This is a genomic window from Rubrivivax gelatinosus (assembly GCF_016583785.1).
Taxonomy (GTDB): domain Bacteria; phylum Pseudomonadota; class Gammaproteobacteria; order Burkholderiales; family Burkholderiaceae_C; genus Rubrivivax; species Rubrivivax gelatinosus_B.
Genome location: NZ_NRRU01000059.1, coordinates 1 through 26208, shown reverse-complemented (window position 1 = coordinate 26208; position 26208 = coordinate 1). Strand labels below are relative to the sequence as shown.

27 protein-coding genes are annotated in these 26208 nt (G+C 72.4%); 14 read left to right on the top strand and 13 right to left on the bottom strand.

What is annotated here, in order from left to right:
• Nucleotides 1–13: 13 nt before the first annotated feature.
• Both CKO43_RS15865 and xseB read right to left on the bottom strand, forming a co-directional pair.
• On the bottom strand, nt 14–904 hold the full coding sequence (locus CKO43_RS15865) for a polyprenyl synthetase family protein (protein ID WP_200229312.1): 891 nt from the start codon (nt 902–904) through the stop codon (nt 14–16).
• A complete protein-coding gene (gene xseB, locus CKO43_RS15860) occupies nt 889–1119 on the bottom strand; it encodes an exodeoxyribonuclease VII small subunit (RefSeq protein WP_200229311.1) in 231 nt (76 codons plus the stop codon). The genes CKO43_RS15865 and xseB overlap by 16 nt, the downstream gene beginning before the upstream one ends.
• Before the next feature lie 225 nt (nt 1120–1344).
• Here xseB and CKO43_RS15855 point away from each other — a divergent pair, with 225 nt between their 5' ends.
• From CKO43_RS15855 to CKO43_RS15840, 4 genes are all read left to right on the top strand, one after another.
• Complete coding sequence (locus CKO43_RS15855) at nt 1345–2457, top strand: aromatic ring-hydroxylating oxygenase subunit alpha (protein WP_200229309.1); 1113 nt, start codon at nt 1345–1347, stop codon at nt 2455–2457.
• Nucleotides 2454–3368: an EamA family transporter gene (locus CKO43_RS15850; RefSeq protein ID WP_200379208.1), complete on the top strand. Its 915-nt coding sequence runs from the start codon at nt 2454–2456 to the stop codon at nt 3366–3368. The genes CKO43_RS15855 and CKO43_RS15850 overlap by 4 nt, the downstream gene beginning before the upstream one ends.
• 1 nt (nt 3369) lies before the next feature.
• A complete protein-coding gene (locus CKO43_RS15845; RefSeq protein WP_200379207.1) occupies nt 3370–4203 on the top strand; it encodes a sulfurtransferase in 834 nt (277 codons plus the stop codon).
• A gap of 80 nt (nt 4204–4283) precedes the next feature.
• Nucleotides 4284–4718, top strand: coding sequence for a universal stress protein (locus CKO43_RS15840; RefSeq protein WP_200229303.1), 435 nt, complete (start codon nt 4284–4286; stop codon nt 4716–4718).
• A 57-nt stretch (nt 4719–4775) separates the two neighbouring features.
• Here the strand turns inward: CKO43_RS15840 and CKO43_RS15835 are convergent, their stop codons facing one another.
• Genes CKO43_RS15835 through CKO43_RS15810 form a run of 6 tightly spaced genes read right to left on the bottom strand, consistent with a single transcriptional unit; the run spans nt 4776 to nt 12222 of the window.
• Entirely contained in the window at nt 4776–5783 is a 1008-nt protein-coding gene (locus tag CKO43_RS15835; protein ID WP_200379206.1) for a 2-dehydropantoate 2-reductase, read from the bottom strand.
• Complete coding sequence (locus tag CKO43_RS15830; protein WP_200379205.1) at nt 5780–7309, bottom strand: acyl--CoA ligase; 1530 nt, start codon at nt 7307–7309, stop codon at nt 5780–5782. The genes CKO43_RS15835 and CKO43_RS15830 overlap by 4 nt, the downstream gene beginning before the upstream one ends.
• 31 nt (nt 7310–7340) lie before the next feature.
• Nucleotides 7341–8174 (bottom strand): alpha/beta fold hydrolase BchO, encoded by an 834-nt coding sequence (gene bchO, locus CKO43_RS15825; protein ID WP_200379204.1) that lies wholly within the window; start codon nt 8172–8174, stop codon nt 7341–7343.
• Nucleotides 8167–9903, bottom strand: a complete 1737-nt coding sequence (locus tag CKO43_RS15820; RefSeq protein ID WP_200229295.1) for a magnesium chelatase subunit D — start codon at nt 9901–9903, stop codon at nt 8167–8169. The genes bchO and CKO43_RS15820 overlap by 8 nt, the downstream gene beginning before the upstream one ends.
• A complete protein-coding gene (gene bchI, locus CKO43_RS15815) occupies nt 9903–10901 on the bottom strand; it encodes a magnesium chelatase ATPase subunit I (protein WP_200379203.1) in 999 nt (332 codons plus the stop codon). Before bchI ends, CKO43_RS15820 begins: the two co-directional genes overlap by 1 nt.
• A 31-nt stretch (nt 10902–10932) precedes the next feature.
• Nucleotides 10933–12222, bottom strand: coding sequence for a DUF3422 family protein (locus tag CKO43_RS15810; protein ID WP_200229291.1), 1290 nt, complete (start codon nt 12220–12222; stop codon nt 10933–10935).
• Nucleotides 12223–12487: 265 nt separating this feature from the next.
• On the opposite strand from CKO43_RS15810, the gene CKO43_RS26140 reads away from it, so the two are divergent.
• Nucleotides 12488–12622, top strand: a complete 135-nt coding sequence (locus tag CKO43_RS26140) for a hypothetical protein (protein ID WP_259373736.1) — start codon at nt 12488–12490, stop codon at nt 12620–12622.
• Nucleotides 12623–12706: 84 nt separating this feature from the next.
• Here CKO43_RS26140 and CKO43_RS15805 read toward each other — a convergent pair whose 3' ends face one another.
• Nucleotides 12707–13072, bottom strand: coding sequence for a translation initiation factor Sui1 (locus CKO43_RS15805; RefSeq protein ID WP_200229289.1), 366 nt, complete (start codon nt 13070–13072; stop codon nt 12707–12709).
• Between the two features lie 203 nt (nt 13073–13275).
• Here CKO43_RS15805 and CKO43_RS15800 point away from each other — a divergent pair, with 203 nt between their 5' ends.
• Nucleotides 13276–13659, top strand: a complete 384-nt coding sequence (locus tag CKO43_RS15800; protein WP_200229287.1) for a hypothetical protein — start codon at nt 13276–13278, stop codon at nt 13657–13659.
• A gap of 28 nt (nt 13660–13687) precedes the next feature.
• Here CKO43_RS15800 and CKO43_RS15795 read toward each other — a convergent pair whose 3' ends face one another.
• The 4 genes from CKO43_RS15795 to sctU all read right to left on the bottom strand — a co-directional run bounded on the left by CKO43_RS15795 (nt 13688) and on the right by sctU (nt 18389).
• Nucleotides 13688–15268: a methyl-accepting chemotaxis protein gene (locus tag CKO43_RS15795; RefSeq protein ID WP_200229285.1), complete on the bottom strand. Its 1581-nt coding sequence runs from the start codon at nt 15266–15268 to the stop codon at nt 13688–13690.
• 203 nt (nt 15269–15471) lie between these two features.
• Nucleotides 15472–16818: an anaerobic C4-dicarboxylate transporter gene (locus CKO43_RS15790; RefSeq protein WP_200229283.1), complete on the bottom strand. Its 1347-nt coding sequence runs from the start codon at nt 16816–16818 to the stop codon at nt 15472–15474.
• 99 nt (nt 16819–16917) lie between these two features.
• Nucleotides 16918–17235 (bottom strand): flagellar biosynthetic protein FliO, encoded by a 318-nt coding sequence (locus CKO43_RS15785; RefSeq protein ID WP_200229281.1) that lies wholly within the window; start codon nt 17233–17235, stop codon nt 16918–16920.
• An 8-nt stretch (nt 17236–17243) separates the two neighbouring features.
• Nucleotides 17244–18389 (bottom strand): type III secretion system export apparatus subunit SctU, encoded by a 1146-nt coding sequence (sctU, locus tag CKO43_RS15780; protein WP_200229280.1) that lies wholly within the window; start codon nt 18387–18389, stop codon nt 17244–17246.
• A gap of 243 nt (nt 18390–18632) precedes the next feature.
• On the opposite strand from sctU, the gene CKO43_RS15775 reads away from it, so the two are divergent.
• The 8 genes from CKO43_RS15775 to CKO43_RS15740 form a co-directional block, all read left to right on the top strand.
• A complete protein-coding gene (locus tag CKO43_RS15775; protein WP_200229279.1) occupies nt 18633–19418 on the top strand; it encodes a transglycosylase SLT domain-containing protein in 786 nt (261 codons plus the stop codon).
• The gene (locus tag CKO43_RS15770; RefSeq protein WP_200229278.1) at nt 19415–21400 is read left to right on the top strand and encodes an FHIPEP family type III secretion protein; all 1986 of its coding nucleotides are present in this window, start codon (nt 19415–19417) and stop codon (nt 21398–21400) included. Before CKO43_RS15775 ends, CKO43_RS15770 begins: the two co-directional genes overlap by 4 nt.
• A 14-nt stretch (nt 21401–21414) precedes the next feature.
• Nucleotides 21415–23148 (top strand): type III secretion system outer membrane ring subunit SctC, encoded by a 1734-nt coding sequence (gene sctC / locus CKO43_RS15765; RefSeq protein WP_200229277.1) that lies wholly within the window; start codon nt 21415–21417, stop codon nt 23146–23148.
• On the top strand, nt 23148–24290 hold the full coding sequence (locus tag CKO43_RS15760) for a SctD/MshK family protein (RefSeq protein ID WP_200229276.1): 1143 nt from the start codon (nt 23148–23150) through the stop codon (nt 24288–24290). Before sctC ends, CKO43_RS15760 begins: the two co-directional genes overlap by 1 nt.
• Nucleotides 24291–24318: 28 nt before the next feature.
• The gene (locus tag CKO43_RS15755) at nt 24319–24609 is read left to right on the top strand and encodes a hypothetical protein (RefSeq protein ID WP_200229275.1); all 291 of its coding nucleotides are present in this window, start codon (nt 24319–24321) and stop codon (nt 24607–24609) included.
• A gap of 16 nt (nt 24610–24625) precedes the next feature.
• A complete protein-coding gene (locus CKO43_RS15750; protein ID WP_200229273.1) occupies nt 24626–25015 on the top strand; it encodes a hypothetical protein in 390 nt (129 codons plus the stop codon).
• Between the two features lie 7 nt (nt 25016–25022).
• Entirely contained in the window at nt 25023–25814 is a 792-nt protein-coding gene (sctJ, locus tag CKO43_RS15745; RefSeq protein WP_200229271.1) for a type III secretion system inner membrane ring lipoprotein SctJ, read from the top strand.
• Nucleotides 25811–26208, top strand: a 398-nt coding sequence (locus tag CKO43_RS15740; protein WP_200379202.1) for a hypothetical protein, incomplete at its 3' end; no start/stop codon positions are given. The genes sctJ and CKO43_RS15740, both read left to right, overlap by 4 nt.

The window sequence follows — 26208 nt, the reverse complement described above, 5'->3', positions numbered from 1 at the left end:
ACAAGCTGTCAGTTCAGTTATCCCGTTCCACCACCTTGTCGGCGATCGCGGCCAGCGCTGCCGCGTCGGCCAGGCCGGCACGCGCCAGCGCAGCATGAGCCGCCACCCGCAGTTCCTGCGCATGGCGGCGGGCAGCCTCCATCCCGAGCACCGAGACGTAGGTCGGCTTGTTCGCGTCCAGGTCCTTGCCGGCGGTCTTGCCGAGCTTGTCCGAGCCCTGGGTGCAGTCGAGGATGTCGTCGACGACCTGGAATGCGAGGCCGATCGCCTCGCCATACTCAGACAGCGCCCGCCAGGTGGTCTCGTCGGGTGCGCCGCAGGCAGCACCCATCTGCACGCTCGCCAGCAGCAGCGCGCCGGTCTTCTTGCGGTGCATCTCGCGCAGCGTCGCCTCGTCGAGCAGGCGGCCGGTGTTGGCGAGGTCGATCGCCTGGCCGCCGGCCATGCCGGCGTGGCCGGCGGCACGCGCCAGCAGCCGCACCAGGCGCGCCTGCAGCGCGGGCTCGACGCCCGCGTCGGGCGTCAGCACCTCGAAGGCCAGGGCCTGCATCGCGTCGCCGGCGAGCATCGCCTGGGCTTCGCCGTACTTCACGTGCACCGTCGGCTTGCCGCGGCGCAGCACGTCGTTGTCCATGCACGGCATGTCGTCGTGCACCAGCGAATAGGCGTGGATCAGTTCCACCGCGACCGCGCTGCGCAGCGCCGCTTCGCGTGCGCCGCCCAGCGCCTGGCAGGCGGCGAGCACCAGCAGCGGACGCAGGCGCTTGCCGCCGTCGAGCACGCCGTAACGCATCGCCTCGCCGAGGCCGGCAGGTGTGTCCGCGGGAACCCACGCATCGAGCGCGGCCTCGACCGCGTCAAGTTCGCGCCGCGCCCAGTGATCGAAATTCAGGGTGCGCTCCATGTCTTCAGCTGTCCATCGTCAAGTAGCTTGACCTGTTCCTCGACCGCCTGCAGCCGGTTACGACAAAAGGCCAGCAATTCGCTGCCGCGCCTGTAGCCGTCGAGCAACTGATCCAGCGGCAACTGGCCGGTCTCCATCTGCTGGACCAGGCGGTCCAGTTCGGCGACGGCCTGCTCGTAGCTGGCGGGCTCCTGCGGGGCGGGTACGGACGACATTCGGGGGGAACGTGACAGCAAACGGGCATTCTAGACACAAGACTACGGCGCTCGGAGACTCGCCGGCCCCCGGCCCGCGACGCCCCCCGCCGGTAGAATGGCCGGTTCGCCTGACGAAAAACACACGGCGCCACCAAGGCGCGCCGGCGTCGGCGGCCATGCCCGCCCGCGGGGCCACCGGGCGGGGGTTTGGACACATCCGTCACTGGAGGATCCCCCCGGATCATGTCTGACCTGAGCATCAGTCTCGAAGCTCTCGAAGCAAGCAAGTCGCAGCTTTCCGTCAACCGCTATTTCGATGAGGATCTGTTCCGCGCGGAACAGAAGCTCATCTTCGACTCCGCGCCGCGTTACGTCGGGCACGAACTCGCGGTGCCCGCCGTCGGCGACTACCACGCGCTGATCCACGAAGGCGAAGGGCGCGCGCTCGTGCGCCACGACAGCGGCATCGAGCTGCTGTCCAACGTCTGCCGCCACCGCCAGGCGGTGATGCTCAAGGGCCGTGGCCGCACGCAGGGCAACGTCGTCTGCCCGCTGCACCGCTGGACCTACGACCTCGAAGGCCAGCTCGTCGGCGCGCCGCACTTCCCGCAGGACCCCTGCCTGAACCTGAAGCGCTACCCGCTGCAGTCCTGGAACGGGCTGCTGTTCGAAGCCAGCGAACGCGAGGTGGCGGCCGAGCTCTCGGGCATGGCGCCGCAACCGCTGCTGGACTTCTCGGGCTACGTCTTCGACCGCGCGGTCGTGCACGAGTGCGACTACAACTGGAAGACCTTCATCGAGGTCTACCTCGAGGACTACCACGTCGGCCCCTTCCACCCCGGGCTCGGCTCCTTCGTCACCTGTGACGACCTGAGCTGGGAGTTCGGCGCCCACCATTCGGTGCAGACCGTCGGCGTGCACCGGGCGCTGGAGCGGCCGGGCTCGCCGGTGTACCGGCGCTGGCACGACGCGCTGCTCGCCTACCGCGGCGGCGCGGCGCCGGCGCAGGGCGCGGTGTGGCTGACGGTCTACCCGACCCTGATGGTCGAGTGGTATCCGCACGTGCTCGTGGTCTCGTCGCTGCACCCCCGGGGGCCGCAGAAGACGCTGAACCTGGTCGAGTTCTTCTATCCGGAGGAGATCGCGCTGTTCGAACGCGAGTTCGTCGAAGCCCAGCAGGCCGCCTACATGGAGACCTGCATCGAGGACGACGAGATCGCGCTGCGCATGGACGCGGGGCGGCGCGCGCTGATGCAACGCGGCGACGACGAGGTCGGGCCCTACCAGAGCCCGATGGAAGACGGCATGCAGCAGTTCCACGAGTGGTATCGGCGGCAGATGAAGCTTCCGCGGTGAGCCGCGCGCGGCCGGCCACCGGGCCGCTGCGCGCGCCCTTGCTGATCACGGGCGCCGCCTTTCTGTTCGCGGCGATGGGGCTGTGCGTCAAGCTCGCGTCGGCGCAGTACGGGGCCGGCGAGATCGTGATGTACCGCTCGGCCGTCGGCGTCGTGCTGATGGCACTGCTGCTGCGCGCCGGCGGCACGCCGCTGGCCACGCGCGTGCCGCTGCTGCACCTGCGGCGCAGCGCCGCCGGCATCGGCGGCATGTGCCTGTGGTTTTATGCACTGGGCGCGCTGCCGCTGGCCACGGCGATGACGCTGAACTACACCTCGTCGGTGTGGGTCGCCGTGTTCATCGTCGGCGCCGCCTGGGGCGGTGGCCAGCGCCAGGATGCGCGCCTGGTGCTGGCGGTGCTGGCCGGCTTCGCCGGCGTGGCGCTGATCCTCAAACCCACGCTCGATGCGCGCCAGCTCCTGTACGGCCTGGCCGGGCTGGTCTCGGGGCTGCTGTCGGCGCGGGCCTATCTGCACGTGCGCTCGCTGGGCCAGGCCGGTGAACCCGAAGAACGCATCGTCTTCTACTTCGCCGCCGCCGGCGTCGCGGCCGGCGCGCTGCTGATGTTCGTGGGCGGCGGGCCGCACCCGCACACCGTGCGCGGCGTGTTGCTGCTGCTGGCCACCGGGGTGCTGGCTTCGGCGGCGCAGCTGATGATGACGCGCGCCTACGCGATCGGCCAGGCGATGACGAACGCGGTGCTGCAGTATCTGGGCATCGTCTTTTCCTTCGGCTTCGGCGTCTGGCTGTTCGACGACCCGGTGACCGTCTCGGCGCTGGCCGGCATGGCGCTGATCGTCGCCTCGGGCATCGGCGCCACCGCGCTCGCGCGCCGGGGCAACACCCGGATTCCCCCTCCCACGGAGACTTGAGATGGTTTTCACCACCCTGATCAGCGCCGAAGAGCTGCGCGCGACACCGGACGCGGTCGTGCTCGACTGCGGCTTCGACCTGGCCGACCCCGGCGCCGGCGAGCGTGCCTACGCCGCCGGCCACCTGCCGGGTGCCCGCTATGCCCACCTCGAGCGCGAGCTGTCGGCGGCCAAGGGCGACGGCCGCCGCGGCCGCCACCCGCTGCCCGACCGCGCCGCCTTCGCCGCCACCGTCGGCGGCTGGGGCATAGGCCCCGAGACCCAGGTCGTGGTCTACGACGCCCAGGGCGGCCCCTACGCGGCGCGCGCCTGGTGGCTGCTGAAGTGGCTGGGCCACGGCAAGGTCGCCGTGCTCGACGGCGGCCCGGCCGCCTGGCTGGCTGCCGGTGGCGAACTCGCGACGGCGAGCGCGCCCGCGGAAACGCTGCCGCCCTACCCCGCGTCGGCGGAGCCGGCGATGGCGACGATCGCCGCCGAGTCGCTGCTGGCGGCGATCGGCCACCTGCGCATCGTCGACGCACGCGGCGGCGAACGTTTCCGCGGCGAGGTCGAACCGATAGACCCGGTCGGCGGCCACATCCCCGGCGCCACCAACCGCTTCTTCAAGGACAACCTGCAGGCCGACGGCCGCTTCAAGCCGGCGCCGGCATTGCGCGCCGAGTTCGAGCGCTGGGCGACACCGGCCGACCACATCGTGCTGCAGTGCGGCAGCGGCGTCACCGCCTGCCACAACCTGCTGGCGATGGCACACGCCGGTTTCGACGGCATGCGCCTGTACCCGGGCTCGTGGAGCGAGTGGTGCCAGGACGCCTCGCGCCCTGTCGCCCGCGGCTGATACGAGTCAAGCCTGTGGACTCGCTTGCGGGAACACCGGCACTGCAGAACACTCACACCATCGAACCACGAGGAGTCTCCATGTACAAGCGCATCCTGGTCCCCACCGACGGATCCGAGATCACGGCGAAGGCGGTCGAGACGGCGGTCGAACTCGCCAAGCTCTGCGGTGCCGAGCTGTTCGCGGTCGGCATCAAGGAGCCCTTCCCCTACAGCGCGATCTCCGAGATGCAGCCGGTGCCGCCGCAGGAGTTCTACGACGCGCAGGAACGCATCGCCGCCGGCCGCGTGAAGGCCGTCGTCGAGCAGGCGACACAAGCCGGCGTGAGCGCGCACGGCCACACGATCGAGGCCCTGCACCCCTGGGAAGCGATCATCGACCACGCCAAGAACCAGGGCTGTGACCTGATCGTGATGGCCTCGCACGGCCGCCGCGGCGTCAGCGCGCTGCTGCTGGGCAGCGAAACGCAGAAGGTGCTGACGCACGGCACGCTGCCGGTGCTGGTCGTGCGCTGATCGCGCCCTTCTCCAGCCCCGAACCCCGCCGCCCGGCGGGGTTCGTCGTTTCCGGCCTCAGGCCGGCTGCAGCGCCAGCCGGCCTTGGTGCGCCGCCAGCGTGCGCGCCAGCAGCGAAGCCAGCGCGTGCAGCGCATCCACCGTCGGTGTCGGCCGCTCGACGATGCGGCCGAGTTCGGCCACCGCGCCGACCAGCGCCTCGAGTTCCAGCGCACGCCCGTGTTCGACGTCCTGCAGCATCGAGGTCTTGTGCGCGCCCACCGCCTCGGCGCCGGCCAGGCGCTGCTCCAGCGTGATGCGAAAACGCACGCCCAGCGCCTCGGCCACCGCCTGTGCCTCGGCCATCGCGGCGGCGGCGAGCGTGCGCGTCGGGCCGAAGCGGCAGATGTCTTGCAGCGTCGCGTGCGTCAGCGCGCTGATCGGGTTGAAGCAGAGGTTGCCCCAGAGCTTGACCCAGAGTTCGGCGCGGATGTCGCGCGCCACCGGCGCCTTGAAGCCGGCGCGCATCAGCACCTGCGCCAGCGCCTCGACCCGTTCGCTGCGGCTGCCGTCGGGCTCGCCGATCGAAAAACGGTTGCCTTCGACGACACGCACCAGGCCGGGCTCCACGAGTTCGGCCGCCGGATAGACGATGCCGCCGATGACGCGCTCCGGCGCGATCGCCGCGGCGATGCGCCCGCCCGGGTCCACGCTCTCCAGCCGTCGCCCTTCGTACGGGCCGGCGAGCTTGTGGAAGTACCACCAGGGCACGCCGTTGATCATCGTGACGACGCTGGTGTGCGGCGCCAGCAGCGCCGGCAACCCGGGCAGCAGGTCGGCCACCTGGTGCGCCTTGACGGCGAGCACGACGACGTCCTGCGGCCCGGCTTCTTCGGTGCGTTCGAAGGCGCGCGCTTCGGGCGCGGCGAGTTCGCTGCCGTCCTCCAGGATCAGACGGAAACCACGCTCACGGATCGCCGCCAGGTTGCGCCCGCGCGCGATGAAGCTGACCTGTTCGCCGGCGGCCGACAGGCGCGCGCCGAGGTAGCCGCCGATCGCGCCGGCGCCGACGATCGTGATCTTCATGCGCCCAGCCCGAGCTTGGCGGCCATGCCGATGCGCTGCAGCTTGCCGGTCGCGCCCTTGGGGATCTCGGCCATGAACAGGATGCGCCTGGGCACCTTGAAGTCGGCGACACGCGCGGCGACGAAGTCCTGCAGCTCGCGTTCGCTGGGCTGCTGGCCTTCGTGCAGCACGACGGCCGCGGCCACCTCCTCGCCCAGCTTGGGGTGCGGCATGCCGAAGCAGACCACCTGCGCCACCGCCGGGTGGTCCATCAGGATCTCGTCGATCTCGCGCGGGCTGATCTTCTCGCCGCCGCGGTTGATGATCTCCTTCAGGCGCCCGGTGATCGTGACGTAGCCCTCGGCGTCGAGCGTGCCCTGGTCGCCGGTGCGGAACCAGCCGTTGGTGAAGGCCTCGGCGTTGGCCTTGGGGTTGGACTCGTAGCCGGCGGTGACGTTGGGGCCGCGGATCACGATCTCGCCGACGGCGCCGCGCGGCAGCAGAGTGCCCTCCTCGTCCATGATCGCGATCTCGGGGCCGGCCGCCGGGCCGACCGAGCCGGGCTTGCGCAGCGCCGGCGGCAGCGGATTGCTGGCCATCTGGTGCGTGGCCTCGGTCATGCCGTAGGCCTCGATCAGCGGCGCGCCGAACACCGCTTCGAGCTCGCTGATCACCTGCGGCGGCATCGACGACGAGGACGAACGCAGGAAACGCAGCGGGTGGCGCGCGATGACCTCGGCGTTGCGCCGCGCGCGCCCCAGGATCGCCTGGTGCATCGTCGGCACCGCCGTGTACCAGCTGGGTGCGGCCTCGTCCATCCAGCCGAAGAACTTCAGCGCGTCGAAACCCGGCGTGCAGAAGATGCGCGAACCCGCGGCCAGCGGCGCCAGCACGCCGGCGATCAGGCCGTGGATGTGGAACAGCGGCATCACGTTCAGGCCGCCGTCGGCCGGCGTCAGCTGCAGCGTGTCGCGGATGTGCTGCGCCGACGCCGCCAGGTTGGCCTGCGACAGCGGCACGATCTTGGGCCGCGAGGTCGTGCCCGAGGTGTGCAGCACCATGGAAACGTCGCCCGGCTGGGCGAAACCGCCCTGCACCGCCGGCACGGTGGCCACCGCGGTGGCACGCGGCACCAGCGTGAAGGCACCGGCCGGCGCGCCGTCGGCGACGACGAGCTCGAGCACACGCACGCCCAGGCGTTCGGCCACCGCCACCGCCGGCGAGGCGCTGCCACGCTCGACGATCAGCGCCTTGGCGCCCAGGTCCGACAGGTAGAACTCGAACTCCTCGGCGCGGTAGGCCGGGTTCAGCGGCGCGCTGGCGACGCCGCTGGCGCAGGCGACGAAGCAGCTCGCCATCTCGGGGCCGTTGGCGAGCACGATCGCGACGCGCTCGCCGCGGCCCACGCCCAGCGTGTTCAGCGTCGCCACGGTGCCGGCAATCTGCGCACGCAGCCCGCGGTAGTTCAGCGGCGCGCGTCCCGGCGCGGCGAAGGCGACGGCGTCTTCGGCACCGGCGCGCAGCAGGGCCTCCAGGGTCTGGTGCATCGGGTTCCTCCAGTCGGATGCGCGAGGAGGTTTATACCGCCGGCACCGGCAGCGCTTCGAGCAGCCGGGCGACGGCTTCGGGCGACTCCTCGTGCGCCAGGTGGCCCAGGCCCGGCAGCGGCAGCAGCAGCGCCTGCGGGCAGCGCGCGGCGACCTCGCGCGCCTGCGCCGGCCGCACCGCGCGGTCGCGCAGGCCGATCATCAGCCACAGCGGCACCGGGAAGCGGCGCAAGTCGCGCGCCAGCCCGCTCAGGTCCCAGTGCGCCATCATGCCCAGCGCCGCCTCGGCGTGGCCAGGGCGCACCATCAGCGCCTGGTAGGCGGCGACGCCGGCGGCGTCCAGGTGCGAGCCGGTGCCTTCGATCAGCCGGCGCACGACCGCAGGATCGGCGGCACGGCGTGCGAACAGGCGCGAGATCCAGGTCTGCGCGTACAGCAGCCGTGCCAGCGGCGACAGCAGCGCCGCCGCGCGCCCGCCGTAGGGCAGGAAGGCGCCGTTGATCGAGACCACGACCGAGGGCCGCGCCAGGCCGGCCAGCACCATCTGCACCGCGATCGCAGCCCCGGCCGAGTGGCCGACGATGACGTCGGGCTTGCAGTCCAGTTCCTGCAGCAGCGCGCCGACGGCCGCCGCCATGCCGGGCAGCGTCAGCTGCTGCGGTGTCGGCCGGCTGGTGTCGCCATGGCCCGGCAGGTCGGGCGCGACGAGGCGCCAGCGCCCGCCCAGCAGCCGCATCAGCGGCGCCATGCTGTGCGCCGAAGCGCCGGTGCCGTGCAGCAGCAGCATCGTGCCCGCACCCTGACCCGAACAGACGACGTGCCAGCGCAGGCCGGCGGCGTGCACGAAGCGGTGTTCGTCAGCCACCGGCGCGTGCGCGCACCACCTGCGACAGCGTCTGCGCGCCGGCATGCGGCAAGGGCATGTAGGTCGCCTGCATCGCGCCGGCGATCTTGCGTGCCTGCGCCGCCGGCTGCGGCGAGGTGTCGATCAGCATCGTCGCCGCGCCGCTGGCGAGCATGCGGCGGGCGGCGTCGAGCGCGTCGGCCTCGGCCTTGGGCCGGCCGCCGGTGCCGTCGAGCGCGACGTTGGCGCGACCGTCGGTCAGGAACACGACCAGCGGCGTGTCGCCGCGGCGGCGGATGCCTTCGGCGAGCGCGCTGGCCGCGTCCAGCGCCGCCGCCAGCGGCGTGCCGCCGCCGCCGGGCAGGCCTGCCAGGCTGCGTTTGGCGCGCACCAGCGAGCGTGTCGGCGGCAGCAGCAACTCGGCCGCCTTGCCGCGGAAGGCGATCACCGCGACCTTGTCGCGGCGCACGTAGCAGTCGGCCAGCAGCAGCTCGACCGCGCCCTTGGCCTCGGCCATGCGGTTCAGTGCCGACGAGCCCGAGGCGTCGACGACGAAGATCGTCGTCGTCTCGCGCCGCTGGCGGTAGTGGGTGACGTGGAAGTCGTCGGGCCGCACCTGCACCCGCGGCTTGACGGCGCCGCGCACACGCTGCCAGGGGGCGGCGGCACGCAGCGTCGCGATCAGGTTCAGGCGCTGGCCGGCCTTGGGTTCGCCGCGACGGATGCCCGACGGACGGCCGCGGTGTCCGCCCTTGTGCAGCGCACCCGACTTGCCCGACGAACGGGCCCGTTCGCGCGAAGCGTAGTCGGCCTGCATCTGCGCCAGCAGCGCCGGCGGCAGCGAGGCGAGCACGGCGTCGAGCACCTGGTCTTCCATCGGGCCCTTCAGCTCTTCGGGCTGCTCGTCGCTGTCGGGCGGCGGCTGCTCGGAGTCATTCTGTTCGGGCGGGGGCGGCGGCTGATCGGGTTCGGCCTCGGCTTCGGGCTGCGGCGGCAGCTGCGTCGCACGCGGCGCGAACACCAGGCGCGCGGCGGCGCCGGCGTCTTCGGCCTCGACGGTCTCGCGGCCGTGCAGCGCTGCGTGCGCGCAGGCCACACGCAGCGCCTGCAGCGGCGCGCGCAGCGAGGCGATGCCGAGCGCGACCGCCGCGTTGACCAGCGCCTGCAGCGCCTCGTCGCTGCAGCGCACCCGCGGCAGCAGCGCACGCGCGTCGGCGACGTCGCCGAAATCGATTTCGGGCGCTTCGCGCGGCGGGATGTGGGTGAAGTCGAGCTTCAGCCCCAGCCGGTCGGTGAGCGCGATCGGCACCGGGTCGTCGTCGGGGCCGCCTTCATCGAAGGCGATGACGCCGAAACGTGTGTCGTGCGCGAGCGCGACGCCGTCGCGTTCGACGACGACTTCGCCGCGGTCCATCACCGCCGCCATCTTGGCGGCGGTGCCGGGCGGCAGGCGCTCGGCCATCACCGCGAGCACGACGCCGCCGTCGGCGTCGGCGAGCAGGCCGCGCTGCGCCACCGGGCGCCCGGCCTGCAGCGTACCGGCGAGGTCCAGGCCGCCGAGCAGGCGGTCGTCGGCGATGCCCACCGGCATGCGCCGCGGCGGCGTCGGCAGCGCGCGCGTCAGCGCCGCCAGCCAGCGGTCACGCACCGGGCCGGCCGGCGAGCGCAGGTGCACGCCGCCGATGCCCGCCGGGTCGACGGCGAACACCGCCGCCGCCAGCGTGGCGTCTTCCCAGGGCTTCGTCGCCATCAGGACGGAAAGAGTTCCTGCACGGCGCGGTCGACCCGCACCGTCGAGCCGGCGTCGTCGAGCACGTTGCGGCGCAGGCGGTGGCGCAGTGCCGGGGCGGCGATGCGCTTCAACTGGGCGTCGCCGACGACCTTGTCGCCGTCCAGCGCGGCCAGCGCACGCGCGGCACGCATCAGCGTCAGCTCGCCGCGCAGGCCGTCGGTGCCGAGCTTCATGCACAGCTGGGCGGCACGTTCGAGCGCGGCGTCGGGCACCGCGACCTCGTTCAGGCGCTTGCGCGCGGCGAGGATGCGGCGGCGGATCTTTTCGTCCTCGGCATGCCACTTCGCGGCGAAACCTTCGGGGTCGTGCTCGAAGGCGTCGCGGCGGCGCACGATCTCGATGCGCAGCGGGATCTCGGTCGGCGTCTTGACCTCGACCGACAGGCCGAAGCGGTCGAGCAGCTGCGGCCGCAGCTCGCCTTCTTCCGGGTTGCCCGAGCCGACCAGCACGAAACGCGCGGGGTGGCGCACCGACAGGCCTTCACGTTCGACGACGTTTTCGCCCGAGGCGGCGACGTCGATCAGCAGGTCGACCAGGTGGTCTTCCAGCAGGTTGACTTCGTCGATGTAGAGGAAGCCGCGGTTGGCCCGCGCCAGCAGCCCCGGCTCGAAAGCCTTGACGCCTTGCGACAGCGCACGCTCCAGGTCGAGCGCGCCGACGACGCGGTCCTCGGTCGCGCCCAGCGGCAGGTCGACCACCGGCACCGTCACCAGATGCGTCTTGGGCTTGGGCGCATCGGCGGGTTCGAGCGCCGGGTCGCGGTTGTAGGGGCAACCGACGACGGCCTTCATTTTGGGCAGCAGTGCCGCCAGGCCGCGCACCGCGGTCGACTTGCCGGTGCCGCGGTCGCCGAAGACGAGCACACCGCCGACGCCCGGGTCCACCGCGGCGATGAGGATGGCGAGCTTCATCTCGTCCTGGCCGACGATGGCCGAGAAGGGATACGTCAACTTCATGAGGAAACGGCTTTCAGGAGGATCGCGAAATTCAGCTGTCACGCTCGCCCGAGGCGAGGTGGCGGCGCGTGCGCCGCAGCACGAGGAAGGCCAGCCCGGCGAGCACGGGGATCGACAGGCCGACGATGAGTTCGGGGTCCAGCGGCAGCCCGGCCGCCTTGCCGCCCTTGACGACGTAACCGACGAGGCCGGCCGCGTAATAGACGATGGCCGCCATCGACAGCCCTTCGACCGCCTTCTGCAGCCGCAGCTGCAGCTGCGCGCGCCGGTTCATCGACGCCAGCAACGCCTGGTTCTGCTTTTCGCGCGCGATGCCCACACGCGTGGCCAGCAGCCCGCTGGCCTGGGCGACACGGTCGGCGAGTTCGTGCAGGCGCTGCGAGACGGTCGCGCAGGTGGCCACCGCCGGCGTGAAGCGCCGCGCCATGAACTCCTCGATCGTCTGCGTGCCGGGGATGCGCTCTTCGCGCAGCTCGGAGATGCGGGTCTGCACCAGCTCGGCATAGGCGCGCGTGGCGCCGAAGCGGTACTGGGTGGCGGTGAGCTCGTGCTCGATCTCGGCGGCGGTACGCGTGAGCTCCTGCAGCAGGCGCTCCTCGTCGGCGCTCTCGTGGGCGATGCTGCCGGTCAGGCTCTCGAGCGAACGTTCGATCTCGACGATGCGCGGCAGCTGCGCGCGCGCCATCGGCAGCGCCAGCAGCGCGAGCATGCGGTAGGCCTCGATCTCGAGCAGGCGCTGCAGCATGCGGCCGGCCTGGCGCGGCGTCAGGCCGCTGTCCATCAGCACGATACGCGCGCAGCCGTCGGCGTGGATCTTGAAGTCGGTGAAGGCGTAGCCCGCGCCTTCGCCGATGCCCGAGCCGACGACGATGTTGCCGCCGAAGTGGTCGGTGAGCGTCTGCGGGTCGATCACGGCGTCGCCGGAAGCGACCAGCTTGGCGTGCGCGGCGACGATGGTGCGGCCCGGGATCGCTTCGAGCCAGCCTTGCGGCAGCAGCGTCGTCGCGGGCTCGGAGAACGGCGTCGGGCTCAGCCCCGCGACCAGGAAGACATAGCCCGAGAACTCGCCGTGGCGCTCCCACTTCAGGCGCAAAGCGCCGAGCGAGGCGCTGAACTGCGTCAGCCCGGGCGCCGGCGGCTCGATGCCGAAAGCCTCGAAAAGGCGCACGATGTGAGCGCGTTCGGGCTCGCGGTCGACCGGGTCGACGAGCACGGCGACATAGGTCGCGCGCGACGGCAGTTCGAGCGGCTCGGGAGGGCGAGCGTGAACTTCGTCGGCGAGTTCGAAACGGCCGGGATAGTCGGGCGGAAGCTGCGGCATCAGACGTGACCTGAGGATCGTGAGTATGGCATCCCCCCTGATTGATCGAGGCGACACGGATCAAGCAGCGGGTCGGCCCCTTTTCAGCGGACAATAGGGGGTTAGCGATAGCACGAGGCCCTTCAGCCTCCGACACAGCGCCATGGCCACCCGCCGTTCCGCAGCACCCACTTCTACCCCCGCCGCGTCAGGCCCCAAGCTCCGCCAGACTCAGGCCGAGTACACCGCCGCACGTCCCAACTCCGAACCCGGCGTCAAGCCGATGATGTCCAGCTCGAAGATGTACGTGTGCATCAAGTGCCACGCCAACTTCAAGACGGGCGACGGCAAGCCCGACCCGCGCCTGCGCGGCCTGGGCCGCTGCAACAACTGCCTGGGCATCACCAGCCCGGCGACCTGAGTCCGACACGGGCCGCGCCCGGTCGCCTACGGCCCCTTCAGCCGCCCATCGGCAAGGGGTCGAGCCGTCGCGTGCGCGCGCCTTTCAGCCGCCGCTGCGCCGCACCGTCCAGCCTTGCTGCTGGAGGAAGGCGAGCAGCTTGTCGCGGTGTTCACCCTGGATCTCGATCGTGCCCTCGCGCACGGTGCCGCCGCTGCCGCACAGCGCCTTCAGCCGGCGCGCGAGTTCGGCCAGCGCCGCTGCATCCAGCGCCAGCCCGCGCACCACGGTGACCGCCTTGCCGCCGCGGCCGGAGGTCTCGCGCGCGACGCGCACGATGCCGTCGCCGGCCGCAACCGGCGGCGCGGCGCGGCAGCTGCACTGCGCCACCGGCTGGCGGCAGGCCGGGCACATGCGGCCGGCTTCGGTCGAGTAGACCAGGCCGCCGCCCGCGCGGCGGCGATCGTTCATCGCGCCCATAGTCGTGCGCTGCGGCACACGCGGGCGGTGGCCGGGATCGGATCGAGGTCGTTCATCGCAAGAATCGAGTGTCGGGCCGGCGCCGCCATGACGGCCGGTGCAAGAGCATAAACGCCGCGTCGGCAAGGGCGACGTGCGCTCTTGCACGTGCTGCGCTACGCTCGCCGCCCTTTGCAGCTCCCGTCGTGCACGCCGTGGCCCGCTCCCCATCTTCTTCCGCTGCCCAGACAGCGCCGCGCCCCGAACGCTGGCGCCTGGACGCGGGCGAGCAGCCCGACGCGCTGCTCACGATCCCCGCCGACGCCCGGCGCGAGCGCCGCTTCGAGATCAGCGTCACGATGAGCGTGCGCGCCCGCCCCGGCGCACGCACGCCCTGGCACGAGCTGCGTGTGCTCGCCGACGGCGAGCTGCAGTGGTCGCGCCGCATCGGCACCGATGCCGACAGCGGCTACGACGGCCTGGACTACCGCTTCCGCCACAGCGTGCCGGTGGCGCGCGAGCTGCGCGTGCAGGCCCTGGTCGAGTGCGAAGGAGCCGAGCGCCTGCGTCTGATCATCGAGGCCGAAGAAGACGCCTGAGCCGCGGCCGGGGCCGCGACCACAGCTATCACCAGGCCGATGCGGGCGCGCGCCCGTCGCGCGAAAGCTTGAACACCGCCACCGCCTGCACCAGGCTTTGCGCCTGGCCCTTGAGGCTCTCGGCCGCGGCCGCGCTCTCCTCGACCAGCGCCGCGTTCTGCTGCGTCGCCCGGTCCATCTGGCTGACGGCCTCGCCGACCTGCTGCACGCCGGCGCTCTGCTCGGCGCTGGCCGAGGTGATCTCGGCGACGATGTCGCTGACACGCTGGATCGAGCCAACGATCTCGCCCATGGTCTTGCCGGCCTGGTCGACCAGCACCGTGCCCTGCTGCACCTGCTCGACGCTGCGGCCGATCAGCACCTTGATCTCGCGTGCGGCCTCGGCGCTGCGCTGCGCCAGGCTGCGCACTTCGCTGGCGACGACGGCAAAGCCGCGGCCCTGCTCGCCGGCGCGTGCAGCCTCGACGGCCGCGTTCAGCGCCAGGATGTTGGTCTGGAAAGCGATGCCGTCGATGACGCTGATGATGTCGCCGATCTTGCGGCTGCTGTCGTTGATGCCCTGCATCGTCGTGACGACCCGGCCGACGACGACACCGCCCTGGGCGGCGATGGCCGAGGCGCCCTGCGCGAGCTGATTCGCCTGCTTGGCGCTGTCGGCGTTGTTGCGCACCGTGCTGCCGAGCTGCTCCATCGTCGCCGAGGTCTGCTGCAGCGAGCTGGCCTGCTGCTCGGTGCGCGCCGACAGGTCCTGGTTGCCCTGTGCGATCTGGCCGCTGGCGGTGGCCACGCCTTCGGCGCCGGCCCGCACCTGGCCGACGACCTCGGTCAGCGAGGCCTGCATCGCGGCCAGCGACTGCAGCAGCGGGCTGAACTCGTCGCGCACCGGGTCGTCGACGGTGACGGTGAAGTCGCCGGTGCGCACGCGCTCGGCCACCTCCTGCGAAGCCGCGACGCGGTGGCGCAGCGTGCGCGCGATGGACCACGACAGCGCAAGCAGGCCGACGGCGATGACCGCCACCAGGCTCACCAGCTGGATGCGGATGCTGTCGGCCACCGTGCCGATGGCCTGGACCTCCTGGCTCAGCTGCTGGTCCTGGCGGCTGCGTTCTGCCTCCAGCCAGGCCTGCATGCGGGCGAAGGTCGGGATCGTCTTGTCGATCAGCATCGTCACCGCGGCCTCGGTCTGGCCATCACGCAGCAGCTGCATGTTGGCTTCGGCCACCGGCCAGGTCACGCCCTGCAGGTCCAGCCAGTCGCGGCGGAAGGCGTCGCGGGCTTCGGGGCTGTCGATCTGCTTCAGGAAGTCGGCGTCGTTCTGCGAGATCTGGGCACGTTTGGCCTGGATGCCTTGCGCCGCCACATCGGTCTCGGCGGGCTTGTTCATCAGCAGCGCGTGGCGCAGGTCCAGCAGCACCTGCGACACCCGCAGCTCGGTGCTGGCGATCAGCCCCAGCTGCAGCACCTTGACCTTGCCGGAGCTGTAGGCCAGGTCGCGGACGTGGTTCAGCTGGATCCAGTTGTTGACGGCAAGCGCCGTCAGGCCGGCGATGAGCAGCAGCGAAACCGCGTACAGACGGCGGCTGATGCCGAGATTTCGAAAGAGGTTCATTCGGGGACTCGGTCGGGAGAGTTGCGACGGCAGACAGGTCCGGAAGGAGCACGATCTCCTCCGCATCAACCAGGCTCTGCCGGGCTATCGGTGCCGCCGGCCCCGGCTTGACCTGATCCCGGGTGTCATGACCGAAATCAACCGAGTTCAGTGCCTATCTCACGCCGGGCGTCCCGCAGAACCCGCGGAACCCGCGAACGCCGCTAGATCAACCCGCGCACCTCGGCCATCAGCCAGCCGGCCAGACAGCTGCTGCCGACGCCGATCAGACCCGGCAGGATGAAGCTGTGGTTGATGACCCAGCGGCCGATGTGCGTCGTGCCGGATCGGTCGAACTGGATCGCCGCCAGATCGCTGGGGTAGGTCGGCAGGATGTAGTAGCCGTAGCAGGCGGCAGCGAAGGCGACCACGTAACCCGGCGGCACACCGACGGACAGCGCCACCGGCACCAGCGCGCTGATCGCCGCGGCCTGCGAGTTGACGAACTTGCTGACGATCAGCAGCGCCAGCGCATAGGTCCACGGGTGCTCGCGCACCATGCCGGCGAGCGTGTCCTTCATCGCGCCGAGATGGGCGTCGAACATCGTGTCGGCCATCCAGGCGATGCCGAAGACGGCGATCACGGCGACCATGCCGGCGCGGAAGACCTCGTTCTTGGACACCGCCGCCGCGTCGGTGCGCGTGGCCAGCAGGATCAGCGCGCCGGCCAGCAGCATGAACATCTGGATCGTCAGCACCATCGACAGCGGCTTGCCGTCGAAGACCGGCCGCAGCGACTCGACCGCACCCAGCAGCGCGACGACGACGATGGCGCCGACGAAGATCCACATCGCCACCCACTGGCGGCGCTCCAGCGTCTTGCCGATCAGCGTCGTGCCTTCGCCGTAGACGCGGGCACGGCCTTCGGGCGTGGCGATCAAGGCCTGGAACTCGGGGTCGTCCTCCAGGTCCTTGCCGCGGAACCAGCTGAAGGCGCCGATCGCCAGCACGCCGACCAGCGTCGAGGGCACCGTGACCGACAGCAGCGTCGCGAAGTCGATCACGTGGCCGGCCACCGGCGCCGCGGCCATGAAGGCCACCAGCGAGACCACGGCCACCGACACCGGGCTGGCGATGATGCCCATCTGGCTGGCGATCGAGGCCGCGGCCATCGGGCGCTCGGGGCGCACGCCGTTCTTGATCGCGACGTCGTAGATGATCGGCAGCATCGTGTAGACGACGTGGCCGGTGCCGCAGAGCATGGTCAGCGAGGCCGTCGTCAGCGGTGCCACGACCGAGACGTAGCGCGGGTTGCGGCGCAGCAGCTTCTCGGCCGCCTGCAGCAGCACGTCCAGGCCGCCGGAAGCCTGCAGCGTGGCCGACGCGGCGACGACGGCGACGATGGTCAGCATCACCTCGACCGGCGGCCGGCCGGGTTTGAGCCCGAAGCCGAAGACGAGCACGACGATGCCGATGCCGCCGAGCAGGCCGAGCGCGAGGCCGCCGCGGCGCGCGCCGAAAAACAGGCAGGCGAGGATCAGCAGCAGCTGCAGGGCGAATGCGACATCCATGGTTCATCCGCGCACGGCGGGGACGGCGCGGCACTTCCGAAAAGGTGAAAACGGGCGCAACCATAACGTCAACCCGGCGCGCGCCGCCCGGCTGGCGCCTCAGCCGCCATCGGGCCCGGCCGGCACCTCGGGCCGTGCCGGTACGCCGGCACCGGCGGCCGGGAGCCGGTTCAGCAGCCGGATGCCGTCGGTGCCTACACCCAGCAGCAACTCGTCGCCGCCGTGGCGCACCAGCACCAGGCGCTCGCGCGGGCCCAGCGCCAGCGTGCGCAGCAGCTGCAGATCGGCCGCGCCCGCGCCGGCCATGCCCGCGCTGCGGCTCAGGCGGCGCCAGGCGTGCAGCGCGCCCCAGGCCAGCGCCAGCACCACCAGCAGCGCCAACGCGCTTCCCAGCAGGCCCCGCCAGAGTTCGTCCATGCCGGTGCTCAGCGCCCGGGCGCGGCGCCGGGGTAGGCGCTCAGGTCCTCGCCCGGGGCCGCCTGCCGCGGCGGCCCGTCGCCGGCCTGCATCGCCTGGCGCACCTCGCGCGCCCAGAGCACGACCTCGGCCACCAGGTCGAAGAGATCGGCCGGCACCAGCGCGCCGACCTCGCCGCGCGCCAGCAGTTCGCGCGCCAGCGCGACGTTGCGCACGATCGGCACGCCCGCCTCCTCGGCCGCCTCGCGCATCGCGCGCGCGACATGGTCCTCGCCCTTGGCGCTGACCACCGGCACCGGGCAGCGGTCGCGGTCGTAGTCGATCGCGATCGCCACGTGCGTCGGGTTGACGACGAGCACGTTGGCCTGGCGCGCCGCCTGCTGCGCATTGCGCTGCGACCACTCCTGATGCGCCTGGCGGCGCTGCTGCCGCACCTGCGGGTCGCCTTCGCTTTCCTTGGTCTCCTGGCGGATGTCGCGCAGGCTCATGCGCAGCTTGCGCGTGAACGAGTGCTGCTGCCAGGCCAGGTCCAGCACCGACACGAGCACGAAGCCGAGCAGCGTCCAGCCCAGCGCCTGCTGCGTCACCGCCATCAGCAGCGCGCCCGTCGCCTGCACGCCGCCCGGAGCCTGAAACAGGCGCGCGCTGTCGGGCATCACGCCGCGCAGCACGAGCAGGCCGATCAGCAGCAGCAGCACGCACTTGAACAGCGACTTGGCGAGCTCGACCAGGTTGTCCAGCGTGAACATGCGCTTGATGCCTTCGACCGGGTTCAGGTGCTCGGCCTTGGGCTTGAGGCGCTCGCTGCTGAACACCGGCCCGGCCTGCAGGAACTCCGTCACCAGGCCGACCGCAGCCGCGGGCAGCAGCGCCAGCGCGCTCAGCGCGACGCCGGTGCGCCAGGCCAGAGCGCCCAGGGCAGGTGCGGCCTGCTCGAAAGGCTGGTCGACGGCGGCGAGCGCCGCGTCGACCAGCAGCGCCAGCTCGCGCCCGGCATAGGCCGTCCCCAGCACGAACACCGCCAGCCAGGCGGCCAGCGGCACGGTGCTCGACAGGTCGCGGCTCTTGGGCACCTGGCCCTTGCGGCGCGCGTCCTGCAGCTTCTTCGGGGTGGGCTTTTCGGTCTTGTCGCCGCCGTCGTTCTTGTCGGCCATCGGCTCGTGCGGTCGGTTGAAGGCTGGGGCCGCGATCGTCGGGCCTGCCGCCGTACGCCAGCGCGACGGGTGCAACCGCGTGTTTCCTAGGGGGACCCGTTTGCCCCCTTATAGAAGGGCTCCCGGGCGCAAACGGCGCACAGCTGGATACCGATTCGTCGTGATCGATTTCACGGCCGTCACGAAATGCACAGACCATCGCCGGCAAATCAAACGCCGTCATAAGCGGTAAGGGAGATCAGCGTGCAACTCGGTCCGGCGTGCGCCCTGGGGACGATCCCGGCTTGCCTGAGGCAGGCCACTTTCGGGCCGGCTGTCCTGCTGCTCGCCGCGACAGCCGCCACCGCGGCCAGTCCGGGACCGGACCTGGACGCCGGCACCTGTGCCGCGCTGCGCGACGCTGCGGGGGCCAAGTTCAGCCTCGGCCGCGCCGCCTGCGGCCTGCCGGCCGAAGGCACGCCAGCGCCGCAACCGGTGCCGCGTGCACGCCAGGCGCAGCAGTTGCAGCTCTACGGCGCGCCGCCGGCGGAGCCGGCACCGGCGCCGACGCCGGCCACGGCTGCGGCGGACAGGCCCTGGCCGAGCTCGCTGCGGCGCGCGCTGAGCCTGGCGCCGGTGGTCGACGAGGTCGCCCGCATCCAGGACGTCGACCCGCTGCTGCTGCACGCGATCGCGCGTGTCGAGTCGCGCCACGACGCCGGCGCGGTGTCGCCGGCCGGCGCGCGCGGCGTGATGCAGCTGATGCCGGCGACGGCGGCGCACTACGGCGTCGGCGACGCCGGCACGCTGCACGACGCCGCCACCAACCTGCTCGTCGGCGCGCGCCACCTGCACCGGCTGCAGCAGCGTTACCCGGGCGAACTGCCGCTGGTGCTGGCGGCCTACAACGCCGGCGAAGGCGCGGTCGAGCGCCACGGGCGGCGCATCCCGCCCTACCGCGAGACGCAGGACTACGTGCGCCAGGTGCTGCACGAGTACGACCGGCTGCGCACCGCCGCCGAGTCGCTGCTGCCCACGGCCGCGCGATGAGCCTGGCCGCCTATTTCGCGTCGGCGGGCACGGCGCGCGGCAGCCTGTTGTCGCGCTACGGCGACCTGGCGCTGGTCGCCGGCGTCGTGCTGATCGTCGCGCTGATGGTGCTGCCGCTGCCGCCGCTGCTGGTGGACGTGCTGGTGGCGGTCAACATCTGCAGCGGCGCCGTGCTGCTGCTGGTGGCGATCTACGTGCGCTCGCCGCTGGAGTTCTCGGTCTTCCCCAGCGTGCTGCTGATCACCACGCTGTTCCGGCTGGCGCTGTCGATCGCGACGACGCGGCTGATCCTGCTGGAGGCGCACGCCGGCCACATCATCGACACCTTCGGGCGCATGGTCGCCGGCGGCAACCTGGTCGTCGGGCTGGTGGTCTTCCTGATCATCACCGTGGTCCAGTTCATCGTCATCGCCAAGGGTGCCGAACGCGTGGCCGAGGTCGCCGCGCGCTTCACGCTCGACGCGATGCCGGGCAAGCAGCTGTCGATCGACTCCGACCTGCGCTCCGGGCTGATCGACAAGGACGAGGCACGCCGCCGCCGGCGCGAGCTGGAGCTCGAGAGCAAGCTGCACGGCAGCCTCGACGGCGCGATGAAGTTCGTCAAGGGCGACGCCATCGCCAGCATCGTCATCGTCGTCATCAACGTGCTCGGCGGGCTGGCGATCGGCGTGCTGCAGAAGGACATGACGCTCGCCGCGGCGATGCACACCTACTCGATCCTGACGATAGGCGAAGGCCTGGTGGCGCAGATCCCGGCGCTGCTGGGCGCGATGTCGGCCGGCCTGCTGGTCACGCGCGCCACCGACGAAGAACGCGACCGCCACCTGGGCGACGCCATCGGCCGCCAGATCGCGGCCAAGCCGCGCGTGCTGCTGGTGGCCGGGGGCCTGTGCGTGCTGCTGGCCGCGGTGCCGGGTTTCCCGGCGCTGGTCTTCCTCGGCCTGGCCGCGGTGCTGCTGGCCGCTGGCGTGCTGCTGACGATCACGCTGCGCCAGGCGCTGGGCCGCCGGCTGGCGCCGCTGCTGCGCCCGCTGCGGCGCGGCGACGAAGCCGCGCCGCGTGTGCTGGCGACCGCGGTGCCCGAAGCCCGTCCCGCCGTGCCGCTGCTGCTGGAGCTGCCGCACGCGGCGCTGGACGCGGCCTCGGCGCGTGCATTGGTGCAGTCGCTGCTGGGTGTGCTCGAGCGCTTCCAGCTGCAGCTCGGCCTGCTGCTGCCGCGCATCGCCGTGCACCCGGTGCTGCCCGCAGCCGGCGCCGCACCCACCGCCCAGTCGTGGCGGCTGCTGGCCTTCGAGGTGCCGGTGGCCGCGGGCCCGCTGCCGCCGGCGCCGCTGCCGGCGGCACTGGCCGAAGCCTGCCACCAGGCGCTGCGCCGTCACGCCGCGCTCTTCCTCGGCACCCAGGAAGCCGGGGCGCTGCTGGCACGCGCCGCGGCCGACTACCCCGACGTCGTCAAGGAGGCGCTGCGGGCGCTGCCGCTGGCGCGCCTGGCCGAGGTGCTGCGCCGCCTGGTCGAGGAGGAGGTGCCGATCCGCAACCTGCGCGACATCCTCGAGGCGCTGGCCGACGCCGCGCAGCGCGAGAAGGACGTGTTTGCGCTCACCGAGATGGCGCGCATCGCGCTGCGGCGCCAGACCAGCCACCGCGCCGCGCCCGAGGGCGTGCTGCGCGCGCTGCTGCTGACGCCCGACTTCGAGGACCGGCTGCGCGCCGCGGTGCGCGTGAACAACGGCCAGGCGACGCTGGCGCTGGACCCGGCCGAGGCCCAGGCGGTGATGCAGCGCCTGGCGCAGGCGGTGCACGGCTGCCGGCCCGCAGCCGTGCTGACCGCCGTCGACCTGCGCCGCCACGTGCGCAAGCTGATCGAGGCCGATTGTTTCGACACCCCCGTGCTGAGCTACCACGAGCTGATGCCGACGCTGCGCCTGGAGGTGCTGGCGCGTGTCGGCGACGAGCCGGCGGTGCAGCTCGAAGCCGCATGAGCCCACGCCCCGAGATGACCCGTCCCCTGCCCCGCCGCCGCCTCGCGGCATTCGCCCTGGTCGTCGCCGGCCTCGCACCCGGCGCCGTGCCGGCCGCGCCCATCCCCTTCGCCGAGCGCAGCGTGCAGCTGACCGCGCGCGAGCAGCCGGTGGCGCCGTTCCTCGAAGACCTGTTCGGCCAGGTCGACGTGCCGGTGGCGGTGAGCGACAAGCTGCGCGGCGCCGTCAACGGCAACTTCGAAGGCCGCGCCGAGGCCATCTGGAACAAGCTCGCGCGCAGCTTCAACCTCGTCGCCTACTACGACGGCGCCGTCGTCCACGTCTACACGCCGGCCGAGCTCGGCACGCGCACGCTGCCGATGACGCCGCAGCTCGCCGCCCAGGTGCGGCGCAGCGCGCTCGAGCTGCACATGCTCGACGCCCGCCACACGCTGCGCAGCACCGCCGAAGGCACGCTGGTGGCCGCCGGCACGCCGCGTTTCCTCGCCCAGGTCGAGGAACTGGCGCAGGGCCAGCGGGCGCAGGCCGCGGCCGCAGCGCCGCAGGGATTCGAGGTTCACTTCCTGCGTTATGCCTGGGCCCACGACGTCGCCATCAGCTTCGGCGGCCGCGACGTCGTCGTGCCCGGCGTGGCCTCGATCGTTCGTGCGCTGATGACCGGCAACGCACGCAGCCGCATCGAGGTCAGCACCAACGAACGCGCCGCCCCGAGCACGGTGCCCAAGCTGCGCGGCCAGGGCCTGGCGGCGCAGGCAGCGGGCACGGCGCCGGCGGGCTCGTCGGCGGCGGCGCTGCTGGCGGCCTACGGTGGTGGCGCGCCGCTGCCGGCCGCTGCCGCGGCCGAGGGCGCGGCGCTGCGCCTGGTCGACGTCTCGCAGGCGCGGGTGGAGGCCGACACCCGGCTCAACGCCGTCATCGTGCGCGACGACCCGCTGCGCCTGCCGCAGTACCGGCAGCTGATCGGCGCGCTCGACGTCGAGCCGCAGGCGCTGGAGATCGAGGCCCGCATCGTCGACATCGACACCGACCGGCTGCGCGAGCTGGGCGTCAACTGGCGCCTGTCCAGCGGCCGCTCCTCGCTGCTCTTCGGCAACGGCAGCGACAGCGACCTGCTGCTGTCGGGCGCGCAGCGGCCGCAGGACATCACGCCGCAGGGCAAGGGCGGCTTCCTGTCGGCGGTGCTGGGCGGCGGCGACGAGCTGGCGCTGCGCATCAACGCGCTGCAGGACCAGGGCGCGGCCAAGGTGGTGTCCAGCCCGCAGGTGCTGACGCTGTCGGACGTCGAGGCCGTGTTCGACACCAGCCGCACCTTCTACGTGCGTGTCGCCGGGCGCGAGGACGTGGACCTGTTCTCGGTCTCGGCCGGCACGACGCTGCGCGTGACGCCGCACGTCTTCCGCGACGACGGTGGCGTGCGCATCAAGCTGCTGGTGGCGATCGAGGACGGCGCGCTGTCGCAGCAGCAGGTCGACCAGATCCCGGTGGTCGAGCGGGCGTCGATCAACACCCAGGCGCTGATCTTCGAAGGCGAGAGCCTGCTCGTCGGCGGCCTGACGCGCGAATCCAGCAGCAACGGCGTCACCAAGGTGCCCTTTCTCGGCGACATCCCGCTGCTGGGCAATCTGTTCAAGAGCAGCGTCGACAGCATGCGCCGCACCGAGCGCCTGTTCCTGATCTCGCCGCGCCTGGTGCCGGCACGGCGCAGCGCGGCCGCGGCGCCCGCGGCCGGCACGACGGAGACCCGGTGATGAGCCCGCAGGACTGGTTCGCGGCCCGTTCTCGTCCGCTGGCAATGGCCGGCGGGACGCCGGCCGCGCACGAGCTGCGCGTGCTCGACGGCCCGCAGCGCGGTGCGCGCTTCGCACTCGAGGCCGGGCGCGACTACCGCATCGGCCGGCACTGGGGCAGCGACGTGCTGCTGCGCGCCGGCGGCGCCGACAGCGCGGACGCGGCCGAACTCGTGCTCAGGCTGCAGGCCGACGGCCGGCTGCAGCTGCAGGTGACGGCCGGCAGCGTGTGCTGCGGCCGGCGCCGGCTGGCCGCCGGCCAGAGCCTGCTGCTGGCGCCGCTGCAGGCGCTGGAGATCGACGGCACCCGGCTGGCCGCCGGCCCGGCCGACAGCGCCGCCTGGCCCGAGCTGGAAAACGGTGGCGCCATGCCCGCCGCCGCGCCGGCGCCGGCGGTCGTGCCGGACCGTCTGCGGCGCTGGGGCCGCGGGTTGCGGATCGGCGGCGCCGCGCTGGCTGCGGCGTCGCTGTCGCTGCTGGCGCTGGCGATGCTCACCAGCCCGGCGGCGCCGACGGCGCAGCAGCGCGCGCAGCGTGCCCAGGCGCTGCTGGCCTCGGCCGGGCTGGGCAGCGTCAGCGTCACGGCCGAAGCCGACGGCCTCGTCGTGCGCGGTTACTTCGACACCCTCGCCCAGCGCAGCCGCGCCGAGCAGTTGCTCGCGGGCCAGGGGCTGGGCGCACGGCTGGACGTCTGGGTCAACGAAACCATCGTGCACACGATCGAGGACGTCTACCGCGTGCACGGCGTGCAGGCCGAGGTGCGGCCGGCGGGCGCCGGCGTGATGCAGGTGCACACCGCAGTCGCCGACCCGGCGCCGCTGGCCGGCATCGAACGCCGCGTGCGCGGCGACGTGCCCGGGCTGCAGGGCCTGCAGGCCGTCAACGAGCCGCCGCGGCGCAGCCCGAGCCCGGTGCCGGCGCTGGAGGACGCGGGCAAACGGGTCGCCTCCATCGTCGCTGGCAGCGAGCCCTATGTCGTCACCGCCGACGGCACACGCTACTTCGTCGGCGCGCTGCTGCCCACCGGCCACCGCATCGAGGCCATCGCCGGCAGCCGCGTCGAGCTCGAACGCGAAGGCGAACGCTCGGCCATCGTTTTCTGACCCCCCACGACCACCACGAGGAGCAACCATGACGCAATCGATCCAGGCCACCACGCTGGCCGCCAACACCGCCGCCGGCAGCCAGGAGACCGGCAGCAAGTGGTACGAACTGATGGCCGAAGCCTGGGGCAAGGCCCTGGACGCCAAGGCCACCGAGATGGAAGCCACCGCGGCGCTGATCAACGGCGGCGACGACCGGCCGGCGACGATCACGCAGCTGACGGCGCAGTCGCAGCAGATGGGCTTCCTGGCGCAGAGCGCGCACACCGCGATCTCGTCGGTGGGCACGGCGCTCGAAACCATGGCGCGCAAGCAGTGACGGCGCGAGGCCCGGCATGACGTCCTCGGTCCTCCCCGTCGCCGCCAGCGCGGTGCAGATCTCCCCGTCGCCGGTGCAGGCCGGCTGGGGCGTCTCGCTCACCGACCTGTCGGCCTTCAACGAAGCGCTGGCACGCGCCGGCCAGCCGCTGCAGGCGCAGCACACGCAGGCCAGCAGCGAGACGATGAAGGCCTTGTTCCGCCCGCTCGAGCAGATCAACACCGAGGCGTCGACGCTGTCGCAGCACGCACGCGCGGCGATGCAGGCAGGCAGCGACCTGACGCCCGGCGAGATGGTGATGCTCACCGTGCGCTGCCAGGAGTTCCTGTTCCACAGCCAGCTCACGGCCAATGTCGCCAACCGCACTTCGGACGGCCTGCAACAGCTGTTCCGCCAGCAGGCCTGAGGCCACGATGCCGCTCGCCACCGCCCGCACGCGCCTGAGGCGCCTGACCCTGGCCCTCGCCGCCGCCGCCGCGCTCGCCGGCTGCGGCCGCGAGGAGCTTTACGCCCAGCTCGACGAACGCGAGGTCAACGAGATGGTCGCGCTGCTGACCCACGCCGGCATCGACGCGAACAAGCAGCGTGTCGACGGTGGCCAGTACGCGCTGCAGGTGGCGGGCGGCGAGTTCGCGCGTGCCATCCAGGTGCTGCACGGCGCCGGCTACCCGCGCGCAAACCACGAAAGCCTGGGCAGCCTGTTCAAGAAGGAAGGTTTCGTCACCACCCAGCTCGAGGAACGCGCGCGCTTCATGCACGCCTTGGCACAGGAGCTGGAGGCCACGCTGCAGAACATCGACGGCGTCCTGCTCGCCCGCGTGCACCTGTCGGTGCCCGAGAAGCGGCGTTTCGCCGAGAAGCCCGAGCTGTCGGCCGCGGCGGTCTTCCTGAAACTGCGGCCCGGTGTCGACCTGACGCCGCAGATCGGCTCGATCAAGGCGCTGGTGGTCAACGCGATCGAAGGCCTGCCCTACGAGCAGGTGACGGTGCTGACCTTCCCGTCCGAACCCTGGCCCGGACCGGCCGCGGCGCCGGCCCCGGCGGCGGCGCTGGCCGGGCTGGGCACGCCGCTGCTGTGGGCCGCGGCGCTGGGCGGCGCCGCGCTGGCGCTGGGCGCGCTGCTGTGGCTGTGGCAACGCCGCCGTGGCGACACCGTGCCGGCACGTGCCGAGGTGCTGCCGCTGGGCGGCGGTGACGCGGCATGAACGCGGCCTCGAGCGGCGATGCGCTGGCGCGTGCCGCACTCGCCGTGCGGGCGGCGCAGGCGCTGCGGCACGCCGGCGGCGACGCACCCGACTGGGACCTGCTCACCGCCTGGCCGGCCTGGGCGCTGCCGCCGCAGGGCCCCGACCCGCAGCTGCTGCGCCTGGGCGCGTTTTGGCACGCCGACGTGCTGGCGCACTGCATAGACGGCGCGCGGCTGCAGGCAGCGCGTGTGCTGCTGGGCGACACGCTGCTGCAGGCGCTGCTGGACGCCGAACCCCCTGGCGCCGGCGCCGCCGGCCTGCCACCGCCGCAGGCGCTGGAGCCGGTGTTCATGGCCTGCGGCCGGGCGCTGGCACGCACGGCGCTGGCCGACGCCCGGCCGCAGGCCATGAA

Bases quoted from the DNA above. Each gene is read 5' to 3' on its own strand.
- CKO43_RS15795 (WP_200229285.1), bottom strand. From the start codon at position 15,268: ATGAACCTCTTTCGAAATCTCGGCATCAGCCGCCGTCTGTACGCGGTT.
- CKO43_RS15820 (WP_200229295.1), bottom strand. From the start codon at position 9,903: ATGGCGACGAAGCCCTGGGAAGACGCCACGCTGGCGGCGGCGGTGTTC.
- xseB (WP_200229311.1), bottom strand. From the start codon at position 1,119: ATGTCGTCCGTACCCGCCCCGCAGGAGCCCGCCAGCTACGAGCAGGCC.
- sctC (WP_200229277.1), top strand. From the start codon at position 21,415: ATGACCCGTCCCCTGCCCCGCCGCCGCCTCGCGGCATTCGCCCTGGTC.
- CKO43_RS15865 (WP_200229312.1), bottom strand. From the start codon at position 904: ATGGAGCGCACCCTGAATTTCGATCACTGGGCGCGGCGCGAACTTGAC.
- CKO43_RS15750 (WP_200229273.1), top strand. From the start codon at position 24,626: ATGACGTCCTCGGTCCTCCCCGTCGCCGCCAGCGCGGTGCAGATCTCC.
- CKO43_RS15785 (WP_200229281.1), bottom strand. From the start codon at position 17,235: ATGGACGAACTCTGGCGGGGCCTGCTGGGAAGCGCGTTGGCGCTGCTG.
- CKO43_RS15835 (WP_200379206.1), bottom strand. From the start codon at position 5,783: ATGAAGATCACGATCGTCGGCGCCGGCGCGATCGGCGGCTACCTCGGC.
- CKO43_RS15840 (WP_200229303.1), top strand. From the start codon at position 4,284: ATGTACAAGCGCATCCTGGTCCCCACCGACGGATCCGAGATCACGGCG.
- CKO43_RS15790 (WP_200229283.1), bottom strand. From the start codon at position 16,818: ATGGATGTCGCATTCGCCCTGCAGCTGCTGCTGATCCTCGCCTGCCTG.
- CKO43_RS15830 (WP_200379205.1), bottom strand. From the start codon at position 7,309: ATGCACCAGACCCTGGAGGCCCTGCTGCGCGCCGGTGCCGAAGACGCC.
- bchI (WP_200379203.1), bottom strand. From the start codon at position 10,901: ATGAAGTTGACGTATCCCTTCTCGGCCATCGTCGGCCAGGACGAGATG.
- CKO43_RS15755 (WP_200229275.1), top strand. From the start codon at position 24,319: ATGACGCAATCGATCCAGGCCACCACGCTGGCCGCCAACACCGCCGCC.
- CKO43_RS15770 (WP_200229278.1), top strand. From the start codon at position 19,415: ATGAGCCTGGCCGCCTATTTCGCGTCGGCGGGCACGGCGCGCGGCAGC.
- CKO43_RS15810 (WP_200229291.1), bottom strand. From the start codon at position 12,222: ATGCCGCAGCTTCCGCCCGACTATCCCGGCCGTTTCGAACTCGCCGAC.
- CKO43_RS15760 (WP_200229276.1), top strand. From the start codon at position 23,148: ATGAGCCCGCAGGACTGGTTCGCGGCCCGTTCTCGTCCGCTGGCAATG.
- CKO43_RS26140 (WP_259373736.1), top strand. From the start codon at position 12,488: ATGTCCAGCTCGAAGATGTACGTGTGCATCAAGTGCCACGCCAACTTC.
- CKO43_RS15805 (WP_200229289.1), bottom strand. From the start codon at position 13,072: ATGAACGATCGCCGCCGCGCGGGCGGCGGCCTGGTCTACTCGACCGAA.
- sctU (WP_200229280.1), bottom strand. From the start codon at position 18,389: ATGGCCGACAAGAACGACGGCGGCGACAAGACCGAAAAGCCCACCCCG.
- CKO43_RS15855 (WP_200229309.1), top strand. From the start codon at position 1,345: ATGTCTGACCTGAGCATCAGTCTCGAAGCTCTCGAAGCAAGCAAGTCG.
- CKO43_RS15845 (WP_200379207.1), top strand. From the start codon at position 3,370: ATGGTTTTCACCACCCTGATCAGCGCCGAAGAGCTGCGCGCGACACCG.
- sctJ (WP_200229271.1), top strand. From the start codon at position 25,023: ATGCCGCTCGCCACCGCCCGCACGCGCCTGAGGCGCCTGACCCTGGCC.